This is a genomic window from Halopseudomonas sp. L-58 (assembly GCF_056859475.1).
On sequence record NZ_JBSXON010000087.1, the window covers coordinates 52,098 to 71,949 of the forward strand.

Consider the following 19,852-nt stretch of genomic DNA (forward strand, 5'->3'; position numbering starts at 1 on the left):
TCGGGTGGGCGTTCGACTCAGGTTTCTGTATTCAACCGTCATCCGTTAACAGTTTTGATGTTGGCTTCGGGCATGATGCCCGGCTGGAGTCTGGCCAACGACATCACGCTGCACACCGGTAGTGGAGGGCAGACCGCCACCACGATTGCGGTCAACGGCGCCAATACCGACATCACCACCGCAACGGTGCGTGGTCAAACCGGCTTCAACTCCTTCGGTAACTTCACTGTCGACGCCGGCAATACGGTCAATCTGCACGTGCCCGGTGGCGCGAGCAATCTCGTCAACCTCGTCCACGACTCGCGCGCGGTCATCAACGGTACCCTGAACGGCCTCAAGGGTGGCAAGGTGGGCGGCAATATCATCTTTGCCGACCCGCACGGCTTTGTTGTTGGCGCCTCCGGTGTGGTCAACGTCGGCAGCCTGACCGTCACCACGCCCAATACCGCGACCATGGACGAGCTGCACCGGATTGCGGCAGTTGATGGTGCTGTGACCGACAGTCAGGCCGATGACTACGTCGCCAGGTTGGCTGCCGGCGAGCTGCCCAGCGCCGAGCTGGCCAGTGATGGCAGTAATGCGATTGTCATTCGCGGCATGGTCAATACCAACGGTTCGATCAACCTCCACGGTGCTTCGGTACTGGTTGAGGCCACTGCCAACCTGCAGGCCGGCACCGACGTTGCCCGGACTGTGTTCAACAGCACGGTAAATACCGAGGGCCTGGCGATTGGCGACGCGGTTGCCCGTGCTGATGGCGGAATCGTTATCACCGCGACTGACAATGTCGAAATCTCCGGCGAGCTGGCTGCGCTGATGGCCGATGACTCGGGGGCGCAGGTTCAGATCGCAGCTCGGAAGTCGCTGGAACTGAATGGCGATGCGTTGATCAGTACGCGAGGCGAGAATGGGCAGGACGGCGGTAATGTCACCCTGGAGGCGCCGTCAATTACGCTCGCCGACAATGCTCAGGTGGTTACCCGCGCCACCGGTGCGGGTCGCTCGGGCGATATTGCGCTCAACGCGCTCAGTGATATCAGCTGTACCTTCTGTGACGAAGACGCCGAAGCTCAGACCCTTGATGACCTGAAAGCCGGCATTCAGTATCAGGCCAATCCCTGGTTATCCGCCAATCTGGGCAAAGCCGAAATCATCGTCGGTGAGAACGCTGTGCTGGACGCCGGACACGCTACCGGTGACAACGCCGGCGACGTTACCCTGGATGCCTACGGGCTGAACAGGCAAATGGCCGGGTACGCCGAAGCCGGTGCGCGGATTGATGTTGACGGCACTATCACCGGACGTAATGTCACCATCACCGCTGACGCGCGGGCCGAGGTTTCTCGCGACATTCTCGGCATGCTGCTCAGCAAGTACGACCTCAAGGACGACATCGCCCAGCTGGCTTCCGACAATGGCTGGAGCGAGGCAGAAACCTGGGCCAATGTGCTCGATACTCTGGCCGATCCTATCAAGGCCTACGCCGGAACGGCAGACACCAACGCCTTTCTGGAAACACCGACCAACTTTTCCGAACTGACCCTGCTGGTGCCGAACCTGTCGGCCTACATCGCCAAGGCCGACGCTGTCGTTGATATTGGCGCCACAGCCAATATCAACGCCAGTAACGATCTGACCGCCTGGGCAACCACCCAGCGCGCGGTAGACAGCTCCACCTGGAGCATTCCGGTACTCGGCAAGAAAATTCCCTTCGGCTTCGATGCTGCCTACGGCCAGATTTCCGGCCTGACCGAGGTCGTGGTGAACTCGGGCGCTACGCTCGATGTTGGGCGGGACTTGTCGGTAGTCGCGCACAGTGACAACAGCCTGTCGGTCACCGCTGCTGCAGAAAACAGCGTTGATGGCGAAGGCAGTGCACTCAAGACCATGGGTCTTGGGTTCGGCATGGCGATGAGCAATATCAACACCCGCGCGGTGGTCGCCGATGGCGCCAACCTGACGGTGGACCGGGATGTCAACGTACTCGCGCTGACCGAGCAGGAGCTGGAGACCAGTGTCAGCTTCAAGGCCAGTGGTGAGGGTGCAACCGGCGGCCCCGCAGTTGGTGTATCGCTCTTCAATAGCGATACCTACGCCGAGTTCAGTGCCGACCTGGACGGCGCGCGTAATCTGAATGTCAATGCAGCCAATGTGGTCTACAAGCAGATTACCTCGGTCACCGTCTCTGCCGGTGCCTCCGAGCCGGGTTATCTGGACAAGCTCAAGGAAAAGGCCAATGAGCAGGTAGCCAAACCGGTTACCGACTACCTCGGTGATAGCCTCAAGGACTTTTTTGGCATCAAGCCCGAGTCCAAGGAAGAGGGCGGCGCCAAGCCGACAACCGACAGCAAGTTCCGTCTGGCCTCGGCAATTGACGTAACCCTGTCCGACCACAGCGTCAAGTCGGTATTGGGCGGTGGTAGCAGTGCACCGGTTATCGACATCAGTGGCGACTTGGCCGTCCAGGCCTGGCAACAGCAGCAGAATCTGCACAACGCCGCCGAAAGTACGGTCAATGCCTCCGCCAAACGCGATGATGGCAGCACCGATGGCGCCGCGGTGTCGTTGAGCGTCGCTGCCGTCTATACCGAACTCGATCAGCAAACCCACGCAATCATTGGTGACGGAACCGAGGTAACCGCCGGCCGAATCGGCGTGGGTGCGCGTTTTGATCAGCCCGTCGGGCTGCTGGGGCTGGACCGCTGGAGTTCGCTCAAGCAGGTCTATGCCAACCTGAAACTGCTTGCTGAGGGTGGGCAGGCCGTTATCGGCAAGATTGCGACCCAGTATGCCAATTCGACTGGCGAGGCTGACAAGCTCGGCATGGCCGGCTCGTTGTCTATATTGCAGAACCGCATCGATACCCTGGCCTGGGCCGGAGACAACGTCAATCTGACTGCTACCTCCACCGACGATGCCCCCTGGGCGAGCCTGCTGGCCGCAGTGCTGCCCGAACTGGACAGTACGACAGCGCTGGAAGCGCGTCGGGAGGCACTGCGCACTCTCGGGTGGGAGTGGTCTGCTCCGCTGCAGGTGACCGCCGACAATCAGCTTGAGCAGTTGGCCATCTCGGGGAACTTCGATGCGCTGTTCGGCACCACGAGTGAGGATGGTGGCGCGGTGGGCGCCGGCATCAATATCCAGATTACCGGTAATCAGGCAGTCGCAGGCATTGGCGCCAACGGCAGCCTGACTGCCGAAGCCATCAATGTGGAGGCGCTGCAGAACGAACTGATCATCGCGGTCAGCCCTTCTGCGGGTAAGGGGGCCAGTGTTGCCGGTAACGGCTCGATCGTCGTCAGCGTTGTGGACAGCACCGTGCATGGCTCGATCCACAGCAGCACCGATGTGACTGCCGATACCGTAAATATCGATGCAGAGCATCAACTGGGTCTCTGGAGCGCCGCCGGCGCCATCGCTGCCTCCGAAAACGTCGGTGTTGGTGCGGGTGTTGCAGTCAACGTCGTCAATACCGACGTCTATGCCCTGGTGGGCGACAATAAGGGCTGGCGTCCGGATTATCTGTCTGACGGCCTGAACGACAGCAGCAAGGGTACATGGCTGGTTAACGATCTGACGCTCAGTGCGCAGAGCTCTGGCCAGAGCGGTGCCTTCTCGATTGCCGGTGCATTGGCGCGCTCCGAGCAGGAACAGGCCCAGCAGGACGAGGTCGCCAGCGAGAGTGGCGGTGCCGATGCCGGCTCGCAGGAGAAGGCCGGTAGCCTCGGCGAGGCGATCAAGACCTCGCTCACCAATGGTTTGGCGCTGATTACCGGCGAAGTGCAGAACGCCAAGGACAAGGCCGTTTCCTCCGGGGAAGCGGCAATGGACAAGATCGGCGAATACTGGGAAAAGCTGCAGACCGCATTCAATGGTGACAGCAGCAGCGACGGCAGTGACGGTACTACCAAGGAAGGCCTGAGCCTCGCGGCTGCCGCCTCTGCCAGCGTCAACGTATCGGGACAGAAGAACCGCGCTCACCTGGGCAACATCGTGCTGGATCCGCGGGATGCCGCCGGCAGCAAGGTCAATGTGCTGTCGCTGAACCAGACCCACCAGTTCAGTGGCTCCGGCGCCGGTGCCCTGACCCTGTCGGGCGGCGACAAGAGCCAGCACAGCGCGGCGCTGTCCGGTGCGGTTGCGTTCAATCAGCTCAAAAACGTCACCGAAGCGCTGATGCAGGACACCGTTCTGCGCAGCAACGATCTGCTCAAGGTGCAGGCTGCCAGTGGTGGCGATCAGATCGCCATGGGGCTTGGGTTGTCAGTCGCGGCCGGTGGCGAGACTAATGTCGCGGTCGCGCTCTCCGGCTCGGCCGGGGTGTTCAATAACAAGACCCGTGCCGCGGTAATCGATAGCCAGATCGAGCAGCGCGCTGCAGCGCCAGGCGTCATTGGGGTCAACGCTTACGATCGTTCCCGCTCGCTGCTGGGCGGTGGTGCCTTTGCTGTCAGCAAGGACAAGGGCGGCAGTGGCGGTGGCTCCATGGTGCTGGCCATTATGGGTAACGAGCTGGAAGCCGAGTGGTTGGGCAGCTCCGCAACCGATTTTGACAGCCTGGAAGTCAAGGCCAACAGTGCCTCTCGCGTTTTGGCCGGTGCGCTGGCTGTTGCTGCCAGTACCGGACAACAGAGTGGCTCCGGTGCCGGCTCGCTGTTCGTCGTGGTGATGAACAACAAGGTCAAGGCGAACGTCGACAAGACAGGCAGCAATGACTCCTCGCTGACTGGTGCAAACGTGACAGTTGCTGCAGCCAGTGTGCCGGGTGGCGACGCGTTGAACGATATCTTCAACTACGACGCCAGCGCAGACACCACGCTCAGTGAAACCGGTCTCGATATGACCGGCAGCAACGCTACCTCACAGATTGAGGTGGAAGCTGAGACCAACGATGAGCTGTTCAGTGAAGACGGTATTGATACCAATACCGACGAGACATCAAGCACTGCCGATACCACTACGCGTAACCTGTTCGACAGCGGTGATATCGCGGGTGAGGCGGTACTGGCGATTGCCGGCAGCGTTGCCGGCACCGGTGGCAAGGCCGCTGTGGGTGGCGCCATTGGCGTGGTGTACAACGGCAGTGATTACAGTGCCAATGTCGCCAACACCGATATTGACCTGACCGGTGATCTGGCGGTTGTCGCACGCAATGAAACCGATGTTCTCGCCGGCACCATTGGCGCCGCGGGGGCCACAGATATTGCTGTTGCCGGCTCTGCTACGGCCTTGATCGGCCGCGGCTCCGTATCCGCCGAGCTGGATATGACCGGTCGCACCCTGAACGCCGACGATCTGACGGTTCAGGCGCTGAAAACCGGCGGCTTCTACTCGCTGGCCGGCAGTATTGCCGGCAGCAGTAACACGGCTGCCGTTGGTGCGGCATTCAGCATCAACGACATGCAGCAAAGCGCGACAGCGAATATCGTCGGTGGCACCTATGAATTGACCGGTGACGCCACACTCAGTGCTGCGCAGCAGAGCCGAATCATTACCGCTGCGCTGTCCGGTTCGGTCTCCGCCAGCGGCTCCGGAGTCGGTGCCGCCATGACCTACAACCGCATTGCCGACACGACCACCGCAGAGCTCAGCTCGGCGCTGCTGAACGCACGAAATCTGACCATTTCCGCCAGTCAGCCGAATCTCGGTGCCAGCATCTGGTCGCTGGCGTTCAACCTGGCTGCCGGCGGGGGATCTGCCGGCGTTGGCGCCGGTGTGGCGGTCAACCTGATTGACGCCGAACGCGAAGCAAAACTGAGCAACAGCACTGTCAATCTCAGCGGCAATGCTGCTATGACATCGGCCCTGGATGGCGAAATCTGGAGCATCGGTATCGATGCCGCTGGTGGTGGGACCGCGGGCGTGGGTGGCTCCTTCGCGGCCAACAACATTAACGGCAGGGACGAAGTCAGCATTTTCGGCAGCACCGTTAACGCTGCCGGCAGCAACCAGACATTGTCACTGGATGCCAGCGCAGGTCAGGGCTTGACCATCGCTTCGCTGGCCGGTTCGATTACCGGAGGCGGTACCGCTGCGGTGGGTCTTGCTGCGTCGGTCAACCGCATTGCCGCTGATCGCCGCGCAGTGATCGGAGGCGGCAGCCTGATTGATGGCTTTGCCGATGTCAGCCTCAAGAGCGGTGTGCAGCAGGCGATCTATTCGATCGCTGTTGCCGGTGGCGGTGCCGGTACGGTAGCCGTTAACGGCGCGACCACCACCAATATTCTGGATGGCGAGGAGCGGGCAGAGATTCTCGATAGCCAGCTCGACAACGTGGGTAACCTGTCGCTGTCTGCAGCGGAAGGGGACCGCACCATCTGGGGCCTTGGTGCGGTTGTCAATGGCGCCGGCACCGCTGCGGTAGGGGCCGCGAACGTCAATAACATCATCCTTGCCAAACGAGTGGCGAAGATTGACGAGTCGGCCATCGCACTGACCGGAACCCTGAATCTGAGCAGTGGCGGTGATGCGCTGATACGCTCCGCCGCGCTGGGTGGCGGCGGTGCCGGCACTGCCGCAGTCGGCGCCTCCATCGCGGTCAACGTGGTGGCTGGCGAAGAGTCTGCCAGCATTGAAAACAGCGATATCGACGGTGCCAGTGAACTGACGGTCGAGGTAACTCGCGGCGAGGTCGATATCAAAACCCTCGCCGGTAACGTGCAGGGCGCCGGCAGCGGTGCCGGCGCCGGAGCGGTCGCAGTCAGCACGGTTACTCAGGTGCGTCAGGCCTGGATCAGCGACAGCTCTGTGGATCTGGAGAGTGGCGCCGATGCCCGTGTCGAGGCGCTCACCCAAGCCAACATCGATACCCTGGCGCTCAGCGGTGCCGGTGCGGGCACTGCCGCTGCCGTTTTCTCCAACACCAGCAACAATATCGATGCGCGTACCTATGCGCGGGTGCTCAACAGTGGCGGTGACGCGGACCGGATGCTGGTCAAGGCGCGTGATGCCTCCAGCATCAATTCGCTGTCGGGTGGCATTGCAGCCGCTGGCAGTGTCGCCGTCGGCGTCGCGACGGCGGTGAACCGCATCAACAACGATATCGAAGCCCGTGTCTCCGGCCGCCATGCGGACGGCGGATTCACGCTGAATGACCTGGCGGTGCAGGCTGAGTCGGATGCCGAGATCAATACCATCTCGGTCTCCGGCGGCTTCTCCGGTACCGCTGCGGTAAATGGGGGTATCTCAACCAGCATTCTGGATACCCGCGCGCGCGCGCTTATCGATGGTGGTGCGGCAATTCTGGCCCGCAACAACGTCGCAGTGACGGCGTTCAACAATGACACCGTCAATTCCTATGCCGGTGTTGTCGCCGGCAGCGGCAACGCGGCTGTCTCCGGTCTGGTAACAGTGAATGTGCTGCAGAGCGAAACCGAAGCAGCGATTCGCGGTGCGACAACCGAGGTAACCGCGCTGGCACTGGGTGCCGGCGTGTCGGTTGATAACGGCGAAGTAGCCAATGCGCCGGATACCGATGCCTGGGCTGATGCCGAACAGTTCAATCCTGTGCTCAATCTGCAGACTGGCTCCGAGCTGGTCAAAGGGGTGGCGGTAAGAGCCACATCGCTGCAGCAGACCGGTCAGACCAGTGTCAGTGCTGCCGTATCTCTGGTCCCATTGGCCAGCGCCTCGGTTGGTGGTGTGAGCAATACTCAGGTACTGGGTGGCTCCACACTGGCGGCGATTGATGATGCGCAGATCAACCAGTCCAATGCGGGCGCTGCAGCGGATCAGCAGGTCAGCGTGGGCGCCGCCAGCCATAGCTACAGCTTCGGTGGTGTGCTCAACGCGGCGCTTTCGCTTGGCGCTGCAGCGGTCGCTGTGACCGCAGATACCGGTGTTATCAGTCGCGATGTTACTGCCCGGGTGCGTGGCGCCAAGGTCACCAGTCGCGGCGCGATGGATGTCGATGCCAGCGCCACCAACTCCGCCAGCAATATCGTTGTCAGTGCATCCGGTGCGATTGTCGGTGTAGCCGGCAGCGCCGCAGTGCTGGTGCTTGAGGGTAATACCGAGGCTTTGGTCGACGGCGGCAGCGACCTGACCGTGGGCAGCCTCAAGGTGAGTGCGGATGCGATCAACAGTCTGGCGCCAAGCGCAGATACCGCCAGTGGCGGCGCGGTTGGCGCCGGTGCCGGCGTGGCGGTGGGCTACAACCGCAGCACCGTGCGTGCCTGGTTGGGTGCTCAGCAGGGTAGCACCGAGGCGCGCACCAGGATCACCAGCCCCGGCGCAATCAGTGTCGAGGCCGATAGCGTCACCCGGTTGCTCGGCAACAGTGTCAGCGTCAGCGGTGGCGGTGCCGCCATGGCGGGCTCGGTGAACGTATTTATCGTTGAGAACGTCACCGAAGTCGGAGCCGGCAAGCTGGATCTGGGAACCTCGGCAAGTCGGGCCGGCAGTCTTACTGTAGACGCATACGACAAGCTGATTGCTCTGAGCAACGCCGGCTCTGCCGCTATCGGTGGTGTGTCGCTCGGCGCCAGTGCCAACGTGCTGGTAGCCAACAATGCAACCCGCGCGATGCTGCTTGATTCACAGGTGTATACCACCGGAGCCGTGAAAGTGGCCGCTGCGCGCGATGTGGATGTGCAGCTTTACACCGTCACGGGCGGCGTGGGTGGGAGTGCTGCGCTGGGTGGCAGTGTCGGTCTGCTGATGCTGGGGTCTGGCGCGACCTCGGTCGAGGGCACTGATCCGCTGGATGAACTGGACAGTGGCGGTAACGGTACGCTGTCCATGGTTGACGGTTTCACCAGTCGGGAAACCGCCGAGACCGGCTATGACACCGTGGTGTATGACAGCGCAACCGGTGAGTACGTCATCGAGCGTCGCAGTAACACAGACGAGACCAATCTGCTCAATCAAAGCGGGCGGATTGGCTCAAGTGCGGATCGCCTCAAGGCAGGCACCACCTACTCCCACGAGACGCTGGCCCGCATCAAGGGCGGGCGTGTTGACAGTCAGGGAGCCGTCACGGTTAGCGCGCTCGACTCGATTGCAACGCGCAATCTCACCGGCTCCGCTCAGCTGTCAGGCAGCGCGGCAGTGGGCGCTGCGGTGGCCTATACCCTGTCCAATGCCCGGGTGAGTACCGAGGTCGATGCGACCGTACGTGCCGCTTCGCTGTCGGCGACGGCCAAGAGCATGGCCCTTAACGGCGAGCCTGCAGTCAAGGTCGAGAGTTACACCGGCGCTGCGGGATTTGCCGCCGGTATTGGTGCGGCGGTATCGGTTGCCGATATGAACAACACCATCGGCGTCAATCTGGGTGGTGACCAGCAATACGGCAATGCTCTCAGCGCGACTGCAGAAGATACCCTGGGACTCTCGGTGAAGGCCGATGGTGCCGCTCTGGGCGCCGTGGCAGCTGGTCTGGTTATCGGTACCGGTCTGCGCGACAGCACTGTGGGTGTCAACGTGATGGCAGGCAGCAGTCTGACGGCCAACGGCATCAGTCTGTCGGCCAATGGTGCCGGTTTGCTCAGCGTAGATACGGTTGGTGCGGCGGGTGGTCTGTTTGCCGCAGGTACCGCCGTCGCGGCGCTGGGTATCGACAGTACCCGGGTTGCCACCGAAGTGGGTGATGGTGCCATGCTGGACGGCAAGGCCGGCGGCGTGACAGTGCAGGCATCCGCAGCGCCGCAGATTGATGTCAGTGCCATCGGCGCAAGTGTGTCTGCAGGTGCCGGCGTGGGTGCCTCCTACGCCCGGGCGCAAGGCAGCACTCGGGTCACGGCCAAGCTGGGTAATGCAGTTGATATCAAGGGCACCGGCGGTCTCAAGGTCGCTGCCAAACTGGATAACCAGCGCAGCGGTAACGAGGTTGATTCCGACGAGGCAGCGGTCCGGGCGCGTTCGGTTGCCGGCAGTGGCGGCCTGTATTTCTCTGCCAATGGTTCGGTTGCCGAGGCGGTTAACAGCTCTACCGTCAGCGCTACCACAGGAACTGACCTCAAACTGCCCTCCGGGCGGGTTGAAATCGATGCCCGTAGCGAAACCCAACAGTACGCCGAAGCCACCGGGATTGCGGTCGGTGGGTTGGCGGTTGGGGCATCTGTTGCCGAGGCGCGCTCGACAACCACCACCGAGGCGAAGCTGGGTGATCGCGCCAATGATCGTCAGGGCGCGTCGCTGCTGACTGATCTGGTCGTCTCTGCCGACGGCGAGGACATCAATCAGGCCAAGAGCATCGCGGGTAGCGGCGGTCTCGTCGCGGGCAATGCCACCATCTCCCGGACCCGCACTACCGGGAACGTGTATGCCGAGATCGGCAAAGCCGTTGACATTGCTGCCGATAGCCTGGCGCTTACCGCCAAGTTCAATGCCCTTTACGGGACCCATGCCAACTCGGTCAACGCCGCGGTAGTCGGCGGCAGCGGCGCCAGCTCCGATAATGAGGTGACAGTCACTACCCGAGCCAGGATCGGTAATGATGCCGAACTGTACCTTGGGCAGGACGCATTGCTCAGCGCCAACTCCAATATCTACACGCGTCATCTTGGTTCTGCTGCCAGCGGTGCCGGTGGCGGCGTGATCAGCGGCCAGGCGGTCACCAATCGGTCTGATGTGACGGCTGATTCGCTGGTGGATATCGGCGAACGGGTAATTCTGGTTGCCGGACTGGCCGGTGGCGATTATGACGGCAAGCTGATTGCCCGTGCCTTTACTCGCCATGAGGTAAACGAAAGTGTCACGCTCAGCACCGGTGGTGCGATTGCCGGCGGCGGTGCGGACAACGTTCACGATGCCAGCTTTACCAATGCGGTCAACGTGGGTGATGGGGCAACCCTCACGGCCTATGGTCAGATCGGTCTGGGTACCTACACCCTATCGTCGTCAGCTATCGAATCCCTGGTCAGCACCTGGGGAGCAGCAGGTGTCGGTGTCGCGAATGCCAAGGCCGATATTGCCAGCCAGCAATCCGTGTCCGTAGGCGAGGGCGCGACGCTGTCTGCGCTGGGCAATATCGATCTGTCGGCAGGCCGTGATCCCGAGGGGCTGTGGCAGACACGCATCAATGCCGATACCGTAGCGCACAGTGTCGTGCGCGGTATTATTGCGGTGCCTGATGCGCGCGCCGAGAGTCTGATCACTAACGTTGCCGGCGTTTCCGTTGAGCAGGGTGCTTCGGTTCTTGCCGCCCGCAACATCACCGCAGGCGGTTACAACGGGCTTAACGCCGCGCTCGCCGATGGCGAGGCGCGAGGTTATCAGCTCGGTTTTATCCCGGTTACCAACCGTGACAGCAGAACCAATGTCGTGCGCGACAGCTTCGCCCATCTTGATGGTAACTTCCTGGCCGGCCGTTATAACGAGCTGATCATCGATATCGCGCCCAACGGTAATGTGACCCAGAGTGCCGGTTTGCCGGTTCTGGTTCTCAGCACCAGCAGCTTTGTTCCGACTGATTTCCTTGACAGTTACTCGGGTATTGACCCGGTTACCAAGCAGATCCTGCGCAGTACCATTTCCAGTTCGGCCACCGGTTCGGTGGAGCTGGGTTCCATGCTGGCGGCAGGCGGTAATATCACCGTCAATGCCGACCGGCTATCGGGCGCCGGTACCCTGACGGCCAACGGCGGTCCCAAGATCCAGGTGACCAACCGCAGCAGCAAGTATCTGCTGGTAGGTGACGTGCTGATTCCGGATGAGCCGGGCGGCCATGTGCTGTTCACCGGGGGAGCCGATCGCTCGCGCTTCTCCAGTGGCACCATCAATGAGGTCAACGCTGATCGGCGAGCCCAGGTGCGCATTGACAACAGTTACAGCGGTTACTCGGGCAACGTCAGCTATGGCCCGGCCATTTTCCTGACCGGCGATATCTACAACCTGGGTGGTTTGGTTCATATCTCCAATGCCAAGGGCTCGCTCGGACAGTTCGGCGCTACCTTCGGCCAGCAGGTGCTGGTTGAGGTACCGGAAGGCTCGATGTCGGTCTTCCAGCCGAACGGCTACTGGTCTGTCGGCTCAAACCCGCTTTCGGAGTGGAAGAGCTTCGCCGGCGTGACCGGTTCCACCACTGTCGCCATCGAACTGATTGCCAACTATGTTTACGGCAGCAGTGGACTGTCGAACAACAATGCGGGGCTGCTCCTGCAGGGAGCGCCCAGCAGTGGACAGTCCGGTCGCAGTGATGTTCTGTTTGGAGGGTGTCTGCCTGCGTCGGTAAGCAGCGGCAGTAACTGCTCGGAGAGCACCGGGAAGTCCTACACCGGGCTGGCGTGGCAGTTCCGTGGCATCGATAACGCTGCGTCCTGGATGCCGATTCTGCGCCAGCGCAATCTTCACAGCAGCACCGCCAGCTATGCGTCGGCTGATCTGAGCGGCAGCGCTGCCAGCAAACGAATAGTCGGCGGTCAGGTTGGTATTCAGGCCCGCTATATCGACATCAACGGCACCATTTCCAGTGGTCAGGCAACCAGCCGCACCCTGACCGTCAGTGCCAGCCTCGACAACTGGCTTGCCAGCCATTACTGCGCCAGCAATACCTGTGTTTCTGCGGTCGACATCCCGCTGGAATACCTGTCCGCGACCGGTGGCAGCTCGTTGATTCGTGCCAAGTACGACTTTGTCAATCAACGCATTCTGGTCGATGACGTCAACGCCTCGGGTGGCGGTTACGTCTACCTCAAGGGCGGAATCATCAGTACCAATCCATTGGGGCGGATTGAGGTCAACAACGGCTACGGTCAGGTCAGTATCGACAACCTGTCGCAGGCTCAACTGCAGCTGGGTGCCATTGATACCGGCGCGGGATCGGTGGGTATCGTACAGATCGTCGATACGCTCAAGGCCCCAGTCGCCGGCCAGCACGCCACGTCCTGGTATGTGCATACCCAGGGCAGCGGTCTGTCGGTTTTCGATAACCGCAATGGCGGCACCTCTATCTCCAACGCCTACCTGGTAAGCAGCTCCTCGGCCAGCAGTGCAACGTATTCACCGAGTACGAATCTGCGCTATGAGTGGAGTCAGCAGGCATCACTCCATCGCACATACAGCTACGACGGCGACAGTTACTATGTCAGCGACTGGGCGTGGGTCTACCCGTCAGGGCAGCCGAATGATCCCTGGAATGTCAGCACCGGAAACGTGGTTTACGGGAACGCTTCGCAAGGCGTGTATGAGCAGAATATCAGTGGTTCGCTGAGCAACTTCAAAGGTTTCAACGTCAACTACCACGGTTGCGGTGAAAGCCTGGGATCCGGTTGTAACTGGGGCTTCAAGGCCAGTGGCCAGTACACCAGCGGCGATCGCGCCGGTGAGTACTACTCGCAGTGGAACTATCGTTTCCCGCTCGACGCATCGATCACTATTCGCCATTCGGTCAAGGCCGATAATCCGTTCCAGATTGCTTTTATCGGAAACGCGACAGGGCTGATTGAAGCGACCACACTCAACGACCTGTATGTGGGCGGTCGTCTGAATAACCCGGGCGGCTCGACTACGCTGACGGCTGGTGGCGATATCATCGATATGCCTGACGGCAGCGTCTATACCGGGCATCTGACCCTTAACGCCGGTGGCGAGATCGGTAACGCGGGCAATCGCTTCTCCGCGAGTTTGGCGCCGGGCGGTACCCTGACCGTTCAGGCCGGCTCGGCTGGTGTGAACCTGAACTTGGGTTCTGATGCCATTATCAAGCGTGTTGATGCCGGTAACGGCAGTGGCGATGTGGTTATTTCGGCTTCCGGTGACCTGCTTGGCAGCCAGCAAACCGCTGCTGCTACCCCGCACGTTCGCGGCCGCAACATTACACTGACCAGCCTGTCGGGCGGCATTGGCGAGAGCGGCAAGGCTCTGCGTGTTCATGCCAAAGAGGTTTCAACCCTCAATGGCGGTGTTGAGCACGGGGTACTTAACGCTACTGCCAATCGCGGTATCTACCTGCACGAAACCGAAGGCGACAGCTGGGTCGGCAGTATCCGCTCGGAAACCGGCGACGTCTGGCTGCGGGTTGAGCAGGGCTCTCTGTACGATGCAGGTCGTCGCCTCGCCTCCGACACGCTGGATGAAACCCAGCGCAAGGCGGTTTGGGAGAAACTGCGACTGACCGAAGCCTATGGCGCCGAAGATAATATTTACGCCACCTCGGTCAAGCCGTTCCAGGATCTGGTGGATGCAAGCTACCGTGAATATTGGCAGCTAAAGGCGCTGGGCAGCGTCAGCGGCTCGGAGTTTGTGCTTGATGCCGGCAATCTGGCGTTCATGCGGCCATTGGCTGAGTTGAAGCTGGGTGTCTCCGGGTTGACTGATGCGCAGGTGCAACAGTTTGCCAGCGAACGCTTTGCCGAGCTGGAATCCTTCTTCAGCAATAATGTTGCGGGCGACTGGCGGTCGCAGAGCGCATTCCAGAGTTATGACGCGCTGTTTGCCTACACGGCATCGGCAGCGCAGATCGAGTCGCTTACCAGTGACGCGATCTGGACCGAGAATGAACTGCTGTACGCGATCGAGCTGGCGGCGCTGCGTCCGTCTTCGGGCACCTCTGTGGGTTCTGCCGAGCCTAACCTGACCGGGCGTCATGTCACTGTGCAGGTTGCCGGTGATGTTGGTCAGCTGGCTGATGCGTTGCTGATTGATCTGGCAGACCTCAAGTCCGGTGCACTCAGTGCCGAGCAGGCTGCCGCGCTGGCGCTGGCCAATGCACCGGGTGATGTGGTGTTCAACCGCAATGATGCCGGTGAAGTGGTCAGTCTGTCGGTTAGCCGAACTGCACCTTTCTATGTAGAGGCATCCGAGCGTTTTGATGCCGACGTGACCGGATCGCTGTATCTGCAGTCGGCGGGTGACCTGAAGATTGGCTCGGTCAGTGCCGGAGAGAATGCGCGGCTGGCCGCAGCCGGCAGCATTCTGGCCGCAGAGGGCAGTGGCTTTGGCCAGTTCCAGGTTGGTCAGGATCTGACCCTGCAAGCGGGCACCGGCAGTCTGGGCACAGGCGAGAGTGTAGACACCATGCTGACCCTGAATGTCGGCGGGCGCCTGCTTGCGGCATCCTCAGGTCAGGATGTGGCGCTGCGCTGGGCCAATGGCGACTTCGAGATTGGCCAGGTGTTTGCTGTAGGCGACATTCATCTGGACGCCATCGACGGCAGTCTGATCGGTGTGCTCGATCAGGTGAGCGTCAGTGGCCGCAACATCCACCTGGTTGCCAGGGACGACATTCGGGGCGTCGACGGCGCGCTGCAGATCGAGTTGCAGTCTGCCAGTGCGGGTGAGCTGTCTGGCTATGCCGGCGGCGATGCTGACCTGAGCAGCGGCAAAGCCCTGTCGGTTGGCGAGCTGGCTGCCGAGGGTGATCTGAGCCTGAGCAGCGCTGTTGATCTGCAGGTGCGTGATGTGCAGTCAGGTGCCAACATGCAGCTTGATGCCCAGGGTGACATCACCGTCGCGCAGGCCCAGGCGGGCGGCAATCTGCTGATCAATACGCTGTCTGATGCGATCCTGACCGGCAGTGCGCAGGCAGATGGCAATCTGACCCTGCTGGCGAGCAGCCTGGACATGGCTGACGACAGCCGTTTCAGTGCCGGCGGCACGCTGGCGCTGACCACTGTCGGCGACATGCATCTGGGGCTGCTGGAAAATACCGGTACCGCCGCCACCCAGTTCCTGCTCAAGGCTGGTGGCTTCGTACGCGGCAACGGCGACGGCCAGGTCAACCTCACTGGTTCGCACGCAGGCATCGCCGAGATCGAGGCGGGGCTTGGCATCGGTAGCGAGACCACTGCCTTGCTGGTCGACTTGCCGCAGCTGACGTCGGTAGAGGCGTTGAGTGGCGATATCTATCTGCAACACCGTAACGACCTGTCGATCGGCAGCCTGCTGGCGCAGGACGGTCACGTGGTGCTGGGCAACAATGGCGGGCTGCTGTCGGCCGGTACGCTGGATGCCTATCAGTCATTCGACTTCACCGGTGGCAGTCTGACTGCGACCGAAATCTGGGCGCGTAACGACGACATGGTCGTTGATGCCAGCGGTGCTGTGGACATCGGCTCGCTGTATACGGCGGGTAACCTCGAATTGCTGGTTGATGGTGAACTGGGTCTGACCCGCGCCGAGGTCGATGGCAACGCACTGCTGCAGCATCGTGGTGCTGCCGGTACTGCGCTGCAGTATGGCAGCCTGATTATCGGCGGCGATCTGACTGTGAACGGCGCTGGTGACTGGCAAGGCACCGAGGCCATCGTTGAGAACAACGTGGTGTTCGACGTTGGCAGCGCCGATCTGGGCAGTGTCGACAGCATTACCGGCACCCTGTCGCTGGCAGCCAGCGCGCTGTTTGCCGCCGAGCAGCTGACAAGCCGGACGCAATGGGTTGACCTGCAGGCCGGTTCCGCTCTGCTGGGGGATGTTGAGGCCTATTCGACGCTTGATGCGCACACCTTCGGCGACCTGACCATCGGGACCGGTCGCAGTGGTGGCAACCTGACGCTGACTACCGAAGCTGGCTCGCTCGGAACCATCCGCTTCGGCGAACTGGCCGACGCCGAGGCCCTCGATGTGCTGGTTCCTGCCCATCTCTACTCGGGAGCAGACCTGCTGGTACAAACCGACGGTGACGTTTTTGGCGGCAATGCCGAGGCCGAAGGTGAAGTCCGGATGATCGGTCGCAACCTGTTCTTTGGTCGAGCCCAGAGTCTCGGCACCGATGTGTTCCTGCAGGCAACCGGTGATGCGGGGCAGGGCGACGGCAACATCACCGGCCTGATGGTCGAGGCTGCCCGAGATGTGGCCATCCTGGCCAACGGCAACCTGCTGATGCCGACGGTTCGCTACGGTGGCACCTACTCGTTGAAGGCTGGCCGCGACCTGACTGTCGGTATCGGACAGGATATGAGTCTGGGTGGGTCGGCAGAAGCGGGCCGTGATCTGACCTTTGTGGTCGGCGGCTCTGTTGATCTGGCCAATGTGACGGCCGGCCGGCATGTGAGCATCACCTCCGGCGAGTACATCAACATTAACGACAGCGTCGTGGCCGGAGGCAATATTCTGCTGGATGCGGCAAACGGCGACATTACCGTCGGCAACGACATTATCTCTACCGGCGTGCCCTACCAGGGTGAGTCGCTGAGCGGCAATATTCACCTGACCGCATCTGGTGACATCCGCGCCAGGACGGTGAGCACAGCGTTGGGGCAGATTGACGCTGACGGTCACCACCTGTCGTTCGATAACCTGATTGCCGAGCAGGACATCAACCTGCTGGCACTGGGCGCGATAGCGGTTGGTGAGAGCACCAGCGGCGGCGACCAGGACTGGAGCGCCGATGAAGACATCAGCTTCCAGCGCCTGCTGGCCGGTGGCCAGGTGCTGCTTGATAGCTTGCTTGATACTACGGGTGACGTGGTCGTGGCAGAAGGCGGCCTGACCGCCAATGCGGGTTGGCGCGATGGCACTGCCACGCCGGCGGTTATCGAGTTGCGGCAGGTGGTAACACCGACCATGAGTCTGTGGGCTGGCTCGGCTATTCGGGTTGCCGATGCGCAACTGGGTGTCGCTGCCGATCTGCATGCGCAGGACGTTGAGCTGGGTGCGCAGCAAACCGGCAGTGGTGCACTGCAGTTGCTGGTGACCGGCCTGAACAACGACGGCGCGGCCGGTGATCGTTTTGTCCTGCGGCTGCAGGGCAGTGCGGTTACAACCTCGCTGCTGGACATGGTCTACACCGACTTTGAAACGACTGCTGCCATCGCCGACTTCGACGATATTCGCAATGCCGACTTCTTCCGGTTGAGCACGCCTCAGGCGCTGCTGATCGCGGATAACCTGTCGCCGGCATATCGCGCGGACGCCAATGTGCAGCTGTATGAGCTTGATAAGGCTTTCTGGTTGTATCAAAGCGATGTATCGACCTATACCAACGCCTATGTGCTGCACCGCGATGCGACTCATCTGGTGCGAGTGCCGAACTTTGCCGAAGGGCATCAGGACGGTGGCGTCGACTACCAGGGCATTACCGCTGCGCGTTATGCCCAGGCAATGTTGTCGCCGGACATGATGCACCTTCGCCTTGGCCAATTGATGAATCGCGCTGCGGGTCTAGGAGAGGTACCACAGGAGCAGGTGCAGGTCCCTGAAATGATGGGCCCGCTGAATTTGCAGTGGCCACAGGGTGCAACCAACAACGAGGATGATGAACAGCGGTGGAAAATCTGATGGCAGCGCATGCATGGAGCACCAAGCGAGTATGGACGCTGGCGGCAATGGCCTTGCTGCCTTGCGTTGCCCACGCTCAGGTAGTATTGCCCGGTGGCGTGAGCGCCGGGCAGGTCAACCCTAGTCTGCAACGCGAGCAAATTGATGCCCAGCAGCGTCAGCAGCAGATTGAAGAGCGTGCGCGCCGAATCGAGATACCGGCTTTGCAGGGCGCGCAGCCGGAGCAGGGTGATGCACTCCCGAGCGACAGCCCGCCTTTTGTACTGAGTGGCATCAGCTTCAACCCGTCGGTCTTTCTCACCCAGACGCAATTGAAGGATATCGCCGGACAGTATGTGGGACGCGAGATTACCTTTGCTGACCTCAATGACATGATTCGGCAGGTCAACCAGCTATATACCGACGGTGGTCAGCTGACTGCTCGGGCGATTATCCCGCCGCAGTCCCTGGAGGACGGTCAGCTGCGTGTTGTGCTGGTTGAGGCAAAGCTGGACAGCGTGGTATTCAGTGGCGAGCGGCAACAGGTTGATGAGTCTTTTTATCGCGACCGAATTGGTCTGACCGAAGGGGAGACGCTGGACAGTCCGATGCTGATCGAGGCGATTCGCCGTTTCAATGCGACCAGCCAGGGTCCGCAGCTTTCTGCAGGGTTGGCTCCAGGCGAGCGCTTCGGCACAACGCGGGTGGATCTGGAGCGTTTCGAGCCGAAACGCTTCGACTGGTCGTTGTTTGCCAACAACTACGGAAGTGAGGGAACGGGCTACGAGCAGTTGGGTGGCACGTTCAACTGGTTCTCGCCGACCGGCGTGGCGGACAACATCAGCGCAGTGCTGGTTGGTACCCGCGGTAGCCAGTATCTGAATCTGCGCTATACCCGTCCGGTTACCCGCAGCAACGGCTTTGCCTGGGTTGAAGCGGGGGCCAACAGCATGGAGATCAAGCGAGGCCCGCTGGCTGATCTCAATATCGAAGGGGACTCCAGCAACTATGGCCTGGGCTTTGATCAGCCGTGGTGGCTGTCTGACCGCTGGTTGCTGCTGGGCGGCGTGGGTTACACCTTTCAAACCTCTGAAACGACGCTGGAGGGTGTGACGCTCAGTGAAGTGGACATTCAGGAGGTCTTTCTCAAGGGCCAGTTCGAGTACCGTGCCGCACCCTGGTATACCCGCTACGAACAGCGCCTGCGTCAGGCCTCGCCGGATAACGCCCTGACCGGAGAGAGCGGCAACTTTACCATTCTGACCGGCGACCTGTACTCGTCGCGTCAGTTGGGTGAGGCGTACGAACTGGTGGGCAAAGCGGGCTGGCAATATGCAACCCGTCAGGACGAGTTGCCTTCGGCGCTGCACAAACAGTTTGGCGGGATCAGTGCCCAGCGCGGCTATGAACCTGGCATCATTACGGCCCCATGGGGAGTTAACGCCAGCGTTGAAGGATACTGGCATCTGAGCGAACGCTGGCAGCCCTTTGTATTCATGGACTACGGCAGGGCTATGGAGCTGGGCGATGAAGATGTGGACCTGATCAGCGGCGGCGCCGGTATCAACAGCCGCTGGTGGCATGATCGGGTGTCTGCAAGCCTGGTGGTTGCAGGCGCATTCAAGGACGTAGTGCCCGACCAGGACAGCGGACAGGTATTGCTGCAACTGGTTTTCCGATAGGCTCGGGCTTGGAAAAAACGAAATAACCGGACCCA

General features: G+C 61.2%; 2 protein-coding genes. Both read left to right on the forward strand.

Going from position 1 to position 19,852, the window contains the following annotated elements:
* Positions 1-72 precede the first annotated feature (72 nt).
* The gene (locus AC13EY_RS18520; RefSeq protein WP_482877236.1) at positions 73-18,156 is read left to right on the forward strand and encodes a leukotoxin LktA family filamentous adhesin; all 18,084 of its coding nucleotides are present in this window, start codon (positions 73-75) and stop codon (positions 18,154-18,156) included.
* Positions 18,156-19,817, forward strand: coding sequence for a ShlB/FhaC/HecB family hemolysin secretion/activation protein (locus tag AC13EY_RS18525; protein WP_269687082.1), 1,662 nt, complete (start codon positions 18,156-18,158; stop codon positions 19,815-19,817). The genes AC13EY_RS18520 and AC13EY_RS18525 overlap by 1 nt, the downstream gene beginning before the upstream one ends.
* Positions 19,818-19,852: the final 35 nt, after the last annotated feature.

Excerpts from the sequence above, each read along its gene's own strand:
- AC13EY_RS18520 (WP_482877236.1), top strand. The coding sequence starts at position 73 with ATGATGCCCGGCTGGAGTCTGGCCAACGACATCACGCTGCACACCGGT.
- AC13EY_RS18525 (WP_269687082.1), top strand. The coding sequence starts at position 18,156 with ATGGCAGCGCATGCATGGAGCACCAAGCGAGTATGGACGCTGGCGGCA.